This is a genomic window from Williamsia sp. R60 (assembly GCF_054063855.1).
In genome coordinates this window covers 184,263-194,339 of sequence record NZ_JBSSGR010000001.1, presented here as the reverse complement: position 1 = coordinate 194,339, position 10,077 = coordinate 184,263, and the positions used below count along the sequence as shown (strand labels likewise).

Below are 10,077 nucleotides of genomic sequence, written 5' to 3'. Positions count from 1 at the left end.
TACTCAGTTCCGACACCGCCCTCAAGATCCGACCTCTCGGCACGCCCGGTAGAAGTCGGCCCAATCCTTGCGTTCGCGCACAACGGCTTCCAGGTACTCCGTCCACACCACCGCATCGGCGACCGGGTCTTTGACCACGGCGCCCAGGATTCCTGCGGCAGTGTCGGAGGGTCGGAGTACACCGTCCCCGAAGTGGGCCGACATCACCGCACCGTGCGTGATCACGGAGATCGCCTCGGCCGTCGACAAGGTGCCGGACGGCTGCTTCACCCGGGTCCGGCCGTCAGCCGTGAGCCCCGACCGCAGTTCGCGGAACACCGTGACCACCCGGCGGATCTCGTCGGAAGCACTCGGGATCTCCGGCAGTTCCAGCGTCTGCCCGAGGGCTTGGACGCGCTGCGTCACGATCGCGACCTCCTCGTCGGCGGTCGCGGGCAGCGGCAGGACCACCGTGTTGAAACGACGACGAAGCGCCGACGACAGATCGTTCACACCGCGGTCCCGGTTGTTCGCGGTGGCGATCACCGAAAAACCTTTGGCCGCTTGCACTTCGGTGTCGAGTTCGGGTATGGGGAGCGACTTCTCCGACAGCACCGTGATGAGCGCATCCTGCACATCGGACGGGATGCGGGTGAGTTCCTCGATACGTGCGATCTTCCCTTCGCGCATCGCGGTCATGATCGGTGATGGAACCAGCGCCTGCTCACTCGGGCCCTCGGCCAGCAGGCGGGCATAGTTCCATCCGTAGCGAATCGCTTCCTCCGGAGTACCGGCGGTGCCCTGGATCAACAGAGTGGAGCGGCCGCTGATGGCGGCTGTGAGGTGCTCGGACATCCACGTCTTGGCTGTACCGGGTACGCCGAGCAGCAGCAGCGCCCGGTCGGTCGCAAGTGTCGCGACCGCCACCTCGACCAGGCGCCGGGGCCCGATGTACTTGGGAGAAATCGTCGTCCCATCGTCCAGCGTGCCGCCCAACAGATAGGTCACCACCGCTGCCGGGGACAAGTTCCAGTGTGGCGGCCGGGGCCGGTCGTCGGTGTCGGCGAGCGCCATCAGCTCGTGCGCATACAGTTGCTCTGCATGTGGTCGCAGGATGTCTGTGTTCACCGTGGACGCATCGGGGTCTGTCACTTCATCTCCTCGGTGATCGCGGCGCGCAGGATCAGCGCCCACTTGAGTGGTTCGAGCAACTGGGGCCAGCCGCCCTTCATCCGGTCGGTGACCGCGTCGATCTGTTCGATCCATCGGTGACCAGGTCCGACGGGGAGGCCGGTACGCAGGTGGTCGACCAGCCGACGCCAATGCCAGAGTTGTGTTCCCGAGCCCGTGATCGCCTCTCGGAGAACGAGGTTGAGGGCTGTCGCGGCGACCTCGTCCGGCCACGGCACAGGTAGGTGTGGCAGCACTACTCCGGGCGGGCGTCGGTTGCGTAACCACCACACGGCCGCCTCACGCCTCTCTGCCTCGTCGAGCACTCCGACAAGGCCGGGTTCGGCGCCTTTCCATCGGTACAGAGCCCGAGCCCACGTCGCGCTGTGTTGCGCGACGGCGGCAGCACTCCACGCGCCGAGGACGATGTCGGCGTCGTCATCGGCGACCGCCTCGACCAAAGAGCCCGGACCCTTGCCGAAGATGTTCTCCCACAAAGACAGTGGTGCACTTTCAAGGACCTGACGGGCAAGCCATGCACCCGCCCCCGTTCCCCTCGGCGGTGTGGGATCGATGCCGTCACGGCGAGCGGCCTGGTCGGCACCCTCGGGTAGTACCAGTGCGATACGCCACCGGCGGCCACCACCGGAACCCACGAGGACAGCGCGGGCCCGCTCGATCATCCGTTTCTGCAGCCCGGAGTCGGGAATCCTGTTGAGCAGGCGGGCGGCATCTGCCCGCACCGATCCCTTGCGGTCGTCGAGGGCCATCTCGAGAAAGGCCTCGTCGGTGGACGACAGCCCGACCTCGAGCGCGCCGAGCAACGCCGCCCTGACGTCACCGGGCTCCGATGCCCAGGTCTCCTGAAGCCGGCGCAAGGCTTCGGCCGAATCAGCTGTACGCCAACGAAGCAACACCTCCACCCGTGCCGGCGTGTCTCCGAGAGACCACACCTCCTCGACATCGACAGCGGGCTCGGCAGCGAGATCACGGGCCGGGAGGGTGCCGGGGATGTCACTGACATCGCTGAGCCACCGCCCCCGTTCACCGACCAGGACCGCGACTGCAGGTCTGATGCGGACCTGTCTGGCGGTACGTTGCAGCAGTGCCGGGATCATCGCCGGCGGCACTCGCAGGTCGCGGGCGGCCATGGATTCGATGGCCCAGGTGGCCAGCTCTTCACCGGAATCGAGTGCCTGACCGAGCAGTCCGGCAAGCCGCTCGTTCATCACCGGACGGTCCTCGTCCGGTGCGGGCGCCATCACGTCCACGTGAGGGCCGGCCGGCATCCCGGCCCGGACGGCCACCGTGTCGAGGGCCGCGATGGAGAAGACCGCTGCCACGGCGTCTCTGCGGTCGATCCGGTTCACCGGCTCGGCGATGGCCGGGTCGAAGTCGGTCATCTCGAGCGCTTTGCCACCCACCCCCACCGTGGCCGCGGACACCAATTCGTCCCAAGCGCTCACGCCGCACCTATCTGTTGCGTCGAAAGCGGTTCGGTTGCAATCGGATCGAGACCGTCGGGTCCCAGTTCGCCGAACACCTGAACCGCGTGGCCGCCGGAGATGGCCAGCAGGGTGTACCAGCGGTCGTCGGAGGTGTCGAGGCTCACCGACGCGCCGTCATCGTCGACGAGCAACCTGACGCCGTCAGCGACGGCGGGGCGCCCGACAATCGCCACCGGAAACGTCTGCAGCCAGGGATCTTTCGCTATCGCGTCGGCCCGATCGGCGAGTGCGGCCGAGACGGTGTCGCCGAAGAAGGTTGACCCTGAACCGGCCAGATCCTGCGGCCTCATCCCGAGGTCGCCGTCGGCAACCAGCGCGCGCAGCGGCGGCGACCCCGGGTAGAAGTACAGCGGACCGTCGAAGACCATGCCCGCGAGGAACCGCCCGTCGAGCCCGGCGGCGGTGGGCGCGAACGACAACACCACCGCGCGCCTTCCGGTGCCGCTGCCCCACAACCAGATCCGGCGGGTGACCAGCTGCTCATCATCTCGGTCACGAACGGCCACGATCTTCCAGGTGTCGCTCACGGGTGCGCTCGCCAACACGTCGGCCCGGGCAACCGGGTAGCCGACGTGCCTGCGAACGTTGGCGGCCATCGCCGGCTCGAGGTCACGCAAGGATCGATGTGCCTGCACCAACAACCGAAGCATCGCCAGTTCTCGGAGCAGCCGCTCGGGCCAGCGGGTGCCCGTCACCATCGCAGGCAGCTCACGCACCCGGCGCGCCAGGCCAGGTGCCTGCGCATCGACGAGTCGCGCCGCCACCGGATCGAAACGCCGGTAAGGATCCGCCTCCGCACCGGCCAAGCCGCTGCGCACCTGGTCATCGAGCCACATCTCGAACTCGTCCAGGCCGCCGGCAACGCGGAGTTCTCGCTGCTGTGCAGTGCGGGCCGCACGTTCGGGGTCTTTCGGTTCCGCTCGGACCGGACGGGACGGGGCCGCGGCGGCTTTCGCTAAGCGCTCATCAATCCACGGTCTGGCAAAGTCTGCGACCTGAGGTTCTTCGGGCACACCGCCCGCAGCCCAGAGCAACATCAGCCCCAGCGCATGTTTGCAGGGGAACTTCCGCGAAGGGCAGGAGCACTTGTAGGCAGGACCGCTCAGATCGACGATCGTCTGGTACGGATTTCTACCGCTGCCTCGGCAGAGCCCCCACACCACCTGGTCGGCGCAGCCCTGCGAGGACCACGGCGCCGATACGGAGAGTTTTCGGCCCGCCGCCTGCGAACCCGGGTCGGGGGCGAGCGCCAGTACCTGCTCGGCCCGCCATCGCTGTGTGCCCACACTTCCAACCAACCACAGAGCCCGGACAACCGCATCGACCGGGAGTTCAGAGGTTCTTGGCGACCTCACGGAACGTCTGGTACGTGGCCTTGAGCGTGTCCGCCGCCACGGTCGAATCGGCTATCGAGCCGGCCTGCCCGCACCGCCAGGTGTCGAGCGAGATGTGCATGAGCGACATGTACACCGAGACGATGACACGCACCCGCGCGTCGTCGGCCGGCACTTCCATCCGCTCGGCAACCTTGTCGCTGATGCTGCGGAACTTCCTGTCGCTGAGTTCCATGCCACGCGCATTCACCGCCGGCGCGTTCTGGATGATCCGGTTCATCGTCTCGAACCGGGAGAGATCCACCGAGCCGACGGGGCATTGTCCGCCGAGGATCTGCACCTGCGCGTTGATCAGTGCCTCGATCTCGTTTCCGGTGCGCGGTTGCGCGTCGAGGGAGTCGGTCATGGCCAGGATCATGTCCTCGACCGGCGCGAGCACAACGTCCTCTTTGGTCGCGAAGTACCGGTTGAACGTTCGGGGCGAGATGTCCGCGGCGTCCGAAATCTGGTCAACCGTGGTGGCCTCGAAGCCTTGTTCGTCACACAACTTCAGGGCAGCCGCGATGAGCCGATCACGGGTCTGGACCTTCTTGCGTTCCCGAAGACCGGCCCTGACCTGGCCAGTTGCGGCTTGTACGAGTGTCACGTCCACATGATAACTCGACATCCCAGAAATTGCTGCGGAGCGCGCCAATTGGCAATGTCCGTATTTTGTCGCTTGACGACTTCTGTCTGACTCCGCCACTATTGCCGAGGACCCAATCACCCCCTCTTCAGATATGAGGATCTCGTGGCTTCACCCGACACCGTCATCTCACAGGATTCACCTGACAGCGGGCTCGCGAAAGACAGCGCGGCCGCACCGAAGTCGACCGGCGACTCGCGCCGATGGTGGGCGCTGGGAATCATCGCCCTCGCCCAACTGATGGTGGTGCTCGACGCCAGCATCATCACGATCGCGTTGCCCTACGCGCAGGTCGACCTGGACATCTCCGACGCCAACAGACAGTGGGCGCTCACCGCCTACACCCTGATGTTCGGCGGTCTACTACTACTGGGTGGCCGGATGGCCGACTACCTGGGGCGCCGCCGGATGTTCCTGATCGGCCTGGCCGGCTTCGCCGCATCGTCGGCCATGGCCGGATTCGCTTGGGACGCAATGTCCTTCTTCGCCGGACGCGCGCTGCAGGGTGTGTTCGCAGCCATCCTCGCCCCCGCAGCCCTGTCCCTGATCACCGTCACATTCACCGAACACCGTGAACGTGCACGCGCTTTCGCCGTCTACGCAGCGGTGTCGGGGGGTGGCGCCGCGATCGGCCTCATCGCAGGTGGCGCGCTCACCGAGTACCTGTCGTGGCGCTGGACCATGCTGGTCAACACCCCGATCGCGATCATCGCGGCCATCGGTGGACTGTGGCTGGTGATCCGGGACATCCCCACCAAACGAACCGGTGGCTACGACCTCCCCGGCGCGATCACGGTGACCCTCGGCCTGATCAGCATCGTCTACGCGTTCACGAAGGCAGCTGAATCCGGCTGGGGCGCGGCATCGACCATCTTCTTCTTCGTCGCCGGCGCAGTGTTGCTCGCCGTGTTCGTGGCGATCGAGATGCGCACGTCGAATCCGCTGCTGCCGCTCCGTATTCCTGGCGAACTGAACCGCGGTGGCGCCTACCTGGTCGCCTTCATCATCCCGACTGCGATGTTCGCGATGTTCCTCTTCCTCAGCTACTACTTCCAGAACACTCTCGGGGAGACACCGCTACGGGCCGGAGTCCTGTTCCTTCCGTTCCCGATCGCTTTGATCGTGTCGGCGGGAGCGGCCAGCTCCCTGCTGCCACGGTTCGGTCCGCGACCGTTGATGATCGCCGGCACCGTCTCGGGCGTCCTGGGGTATCTCTACCTCGCACAACTGGACTCCGACTCGTCATGGCTGGCCCACATCCTGCCCAGTGAGCTCCTGATCGCCCTCGGCATGGGTCTGGTGTTCGTTGCCATGCAGGCAGTGGCGCTGCACCGCATCGACGTCAAGGACTCGGGCGTGGCCAGCGCCCTGGTGAACACGGCGCAGCAGGTCGGCGGTTCGGTGGGCGTTGCGCTACTGAGTACGATTGTGGCGCAGGTGTTCTCGAACGATTCCGGCAGCGCAACGAGGATCGGCGAAGACGGGAAACCCGTTCCCGTCGATCCAGAGGCCTTCATCTCGGCCAGCATCCACAGCTACGACGTCGCGTTCTACTGGGGAGCCGGGTTCATGGCGCTGGCTCTTGCGGTCACCGTCTTCATGATCCGCATGAATCGGCACGCCCTGGGCGACGAAACCCAGAATGCCGCGGTGGTCGCCGCCTGATCTTCATCGGCCGGAGAACCGGGTCGTGCCCTCGCGGGCGCGGCCCGGTTTTTGCTGTCGGCGAACCCGGCGCACCGTTCCGTGCGTCTCGCACCTGTTCGAACACGTGCGTGACGCACCGGAGCGTGCGCGAGCCGAACAAGCTGTTGTGCGACACCCTTGACCCTGACACCGTGTCAGCCTGCAACGTGGGGACCGCCATGAAAACCATCGGAGATTTCGCCAAACTCGGCCGGGTGTCGGTGCGGATGTTGCGGCACTACGACTCGATCGGTCTGCTCACACCGCAGGTCATCGACCCCCACAGCGGATACCGGTTCTATGAGGTGTCCCAGCTGGAACGGCTCAACCGCATCGTCGCGCTCAAGGATCTCGGTCTACGACTCGAGCAGGTCCGCCGCATTCTCGACGGCGAGCTGACCGGCGCGGATCTACGCGCGATGCTGCGGTTACGTCAGGTCGAACTCGAGTCGCAGATTCGTCAGGATCAGCACCGGCTCGCCCGGGTGGAGGCGAGGCTTCGACTCATCGAATCGGAGGACAGCATGTCAGAACCGAACATCACCACCAAGACGGTTGAACCGGCCACCACCATCGGCCTTCGGGCCCTGGCCGACAGTGTCACCAGCGAAGACATCGGGCCGGTGATCCAGCCGCTGTACCCACGGATAATCCAAGCCCTGGGCGCCGCCGGGCAGACGCCCGTCGGACCGAGCATCGCGTACTACGCTCCGGCACCGGAACACTCACCCGACGCGGTGTGGGTGCACGCCACCTTCCCGGTGGCCGCCGACTCCGTTGCCGGGCTGGAGACGTTCGACATCCCCGGCGGCGAGGTGGCCTCGATGATCCACCTCGGGTCGATGGATCAGATCGACAGCACCTACCAGACCCTCAACCGGTGGGCCGGCGAGCAGGGTTACAGACTGACCGGTCAGGGTCGAGAGATCTACCTCGAGATGTCAGATGACCAGAGCCAGTGGGTCACCGAGGTGCAGGTCGATTTCGTTCGCTGACTGTCGTCCCCGCGGCGCAGGCGTGCAGGTGTTTCATCCAGCTGCAGGCGTTGCAGCACCTGCGGACAGCAAGAACCCCTGCACCTGTGTGGTGCAGGGGTTCTTGTGTCATCTGGCGGGCCAGATCAGCCCAGGACCAACGTCTCGCCGTCGGCGCTGGTGTTCACGGGCACCACGTCGCCGTCGGTGATGTCGCTGGAGAGCAGAGCCCTCGCGAGCTGGTCGCCGATGGCCTGCTGAACCAGTCGACGCAGTGGTCGCGCACCGTACAGCGGATCGAAACCGCGTGTGCCGAGCCACTTCTTGGCGTTGTCCGAGACCTCCAGATGCAGTCGACGCTGTGCGAGCCGCTTCTGCAACTGGCCCAGCTGGATGTCGACGATGGACACCAGCTGCTCCTCGGTGAGCGAGTCGAACACCACCACGTCATCGAGCCGGTTGATGAACTCGGGCTTGAACGCCGAGCGCACCGCCGCCATGACCTGGTCCTTGTTCCCGCCTGCACCGAGGTTCGACGTGAGGACCAAGATGGTGTTCCGGAAGTCGACCGTGCGGCCTTGACCGTCCGTCAACCGTCCTTCGTCGAGCACCTGCAGCAACACGTCGAACACGTCGGGGTGGGCCTTCTCGACCTCGTCGAACAGCACCACCGTGTACGGGCGACGCCGAACCGCTTCGGTCAACTGGCCGCCGGACTCGTAGCCGACATATCCCGGAGGCGCACCCACGAGCCTTGCGACACTGTGCTTTTCGCCGTACTCACTCATGTCGATGCGCACCATCGCACGTTCGTCGTCGAACAAGAACTCAGCCAGCGCCTTGGCGAGCTCGGTTTTGCCGACACCCGTGGGGCCGAGGAACAGAAACGATCCGAGCGGACGGTTCGGATCGGCCACACCGGCCCGAGCACGACGAACCGCGTCCGACACCGCTTCGATGGCCTGCTTCTGGCCGACGACCCGCGATCCGAGTTCGTCTTCCATCCGCAGCAACTTGGCGGTCTCGCCTTCGAGCATGCGGCCGGCCGGAATACCGGTCCACGCTGAGACGACCTGCGCCACATCGTCGGGGCCGACCTCTTCCTGCAGCATCACATCACCGTTGACCGCACCTGACTTGGCGGCAGCGGCGGCGAGTTCCTTTTCCAGCGAAGGGATCTGGCCGTATCGCAGCTCTGCTGCACGCCCCAGATCTCCGTCTCGCTCGGCGCGCTCGGATTCACCACGGAGGTGCTCCAAACGTTCCTTGAGATCTCGCACCGCGTCGATGGCCTGCTTCTCGCCCTGCCAACGCGCGGAGAGCTCATTCAGCTTTTCACGGTGATCGGCGAGTTCCTGCCGCAGTTTGTCCAGGCGCACCTTGGAAGCCTCATCGGTTTCCTTGGCGAGCGCGACCTCCTCGACCTCTAGTCGACGGACAACCCGCTCGACTTCGTCGATCTCGACCGGACGGGAGTCGATCTCCATGCGCAGACGCGATGCCGCTTCGTCCACGAGGTCGATTGCCTTGTCGGGCAAGAACCGTGCCGTGATGTAGCGGTCACTCAGGGTGGCGGCGGCAACCAGTGCGGAGTCCGTGATCCGAACACCATGGTGCACCTCGTAGCGCTCTTTGAGCCCACGCAAGATGCCGATGGCGTCTTCGACCGACGGTTCTCCCACGTACACCTGCTGGAACCGGCGTTCGAGAGCGGCGTCCTTCTCGATGTACTGGCGATATTCGCTCAGCGTGGTGGCACCCACGAGCCGCAGCTCACCGCGTGCCAGCATCGGCTTGATCATGTTGCCCGCGTCCATGGCGCCCTCGCCGGTGGCACCGGCGCCGACGATGGTGTGCAGCTCATCGATGAACGTGATGACCTGGCCCGCAGAACCTTTGATCTCTTCTAAAACGGCCTTCAGCCGCTCTTCGAACTCGCCGCGATACTTCGCACCGGCGACCATCGACCCCATGTCCAGGGACACAACGGTTTTGCCGCGCAGACTCTCGGGGACGTCGCCGGCGATGATGCGCTGGGCGAGCCCCTCGACGATGGCGGTCTTGCCCACGCCGGGCTCACCGATCAGAACAGGGTTGTTCTTGGTACGGCGGCTGAGGACCTGCACCACACGACGGATCTCGGTGTCGCGGCCGATGACCGGATCGAGCTTGCCTTCGCGTGCGGCGGCGGTCAGGTCGGTGGAGTACTTCTCCAGCGCCTGGTATGTGCCTTCTGGATCGGCGGTGGTGACGCGGGCGTTGCCGCGCACGGCCACAAACGCATCGCGCAGCGATTGCGGAGTGGCGCCCAGGTTGGCGAGCAACTTCGCGACGTCGGAGTCACCGGTCGCCAGCCCGACGACCAGATGTTCGGTGGAGACGTACTCATCGCTCAATTCGCCGGCGAGCTGCTGGGCCGCCGAGACAGCCGCGATCGACTCGCGACTGAGTTGCGGGGTTGAGCTGGCGCCGGATGCCTTCGGCAGTCGGTCGACCAGCTGTTGGGCGGCAGTACGCGCCTGAGCGGGATCAACGCCGACCGCCTTGAGCAGCGGCGCAGCGATCCCGTCGGACTGATCGAGCAGCGCGACGAGCACGTGTGCCGGTCGGACATCGGGGTTGCCTGCGGCGGCTGCCGCCTGCACCGCGGCCGACAATGCGGCCTGCGTCTTGGTGGTGGGGTTGAAACTGTCCACTCGTGCACCTTCCTTCGGTAATAACAAGCAGGTACGGGCTCCTAG

General features: G+C 65.7%; 7 protein-coding genes. 2 read left to right on the top strand and 5 right to left on the bottom strand.

Features of this window, described 5'->3' with window-relative positions; genetic code table 11:
* Positions 1-21: 21 nt before the first annotated feature.
* The 4 genes from ACVWY6_RS00770 to ACVWY6_RS00755 form a co-directional block, all read right to left on the bottom strand.
* Positions 22-1,053 (bottom strand): ATP-binding protein, encoded by a 1,032-nt coding sequence (locus ACVWY6_RS00770; protein WP_457536829.1) that lies wholly within the window; start codon positions 1,051-1,053, stop codon positions 22-24.
* A 74-nt stretch (positions 1,054-1,127) separates the two neighbouring features.
* Positions 1,128-2,615, bottom strand: a complete 1,488-nt coding sequence (locus tag ACVWY6_RS00765) for a DUF5691 domain-containing protein (protein WP_457535631.1) — start codon at positions 2,613-2,615, stop codon at positions 1,128-1,130.
* Positions 2,612-3,943 carry an SWIM zinc finger family protein gene (locus ACVWY6_RS00760; RefSeq protein ID WP_457535630.1) on the bottom strand — a complete coding sequence of 444 codons (1,332 nt, stop codon included), beginning with the start codon at positions 3,941-3,943 and terminating at the stop codon, positions 2,612-2,614. Before ACVWY6_RS00760 ends, ACVWY6_RS00765 begins: the two co-directional genes overlap by 4 nt.
* Before the next feature lie 46 nt (positions 3,944-3,989).
* A complete protein-coding gene (locus ACVWY6_RS00755; protein WP_307714653.1) occupies positions 3,990-4,637 on the bottom strand; it encodes a TetR family transcriptional regulator in 648 nt (215 codons plus the stop codon).
* Between the two features lie 144 nt (positions 4,638-4,781).
* Here ACVWY6_RS00755 and ACVWY6_RS00750 point away from each other — a divergent pair, with 144 nt between their 5' ends.
* Both ACVWY6_RS00750 and ACVWY6_RS00745 read left to right on the top strand, forming a co-directional pair.
* Positions 4,782-6,341, top strand: coding sequence for an MFS transporter (locus ACVWY6_RS00750; RefSeq protein ID WP_243404608.1), 1,560 nt, complete (start codon positions 4,782-4,784; stop codon positions 6,339-6,341).
* Between the two features lie 200 nt (positions 6,342-6,541).
* Positions 6,542-7,357 carry a MerR family transcriptional regulator gene (locus ACVWY6_RS00745; RefSeq protein ID WP_457535628.1) on the top strand — a complete coding sequence of 272 codons (816 nt, stop codon included), beginning with the start codon at positions 6,542-6,544 and terminating at the stop codon, positions 7,355-7,357.
* Positions 7,358-7,482: 125 nt separating this feature from the next.
* Here the strand turns inward: ACVWY6_RS00745 and clpB are convergent, their stop codons facing one another.
* Positions 7,483-10,032 carry an ATP-dependent chaperone ClpB gene (gene clpB, locus ACVWY6_RS00740; protein ID WP_457535626.1) on the bottom strand — a complete coding sequence of 850 codons (2,550 nt, stop codon included), beginning with the start codon at positions 10,030-10,032 and terminating at the stop codon, positions 7,483-7,485.
* Positions 10,033-10,077 lie beyond the last annotated feature (45 nt).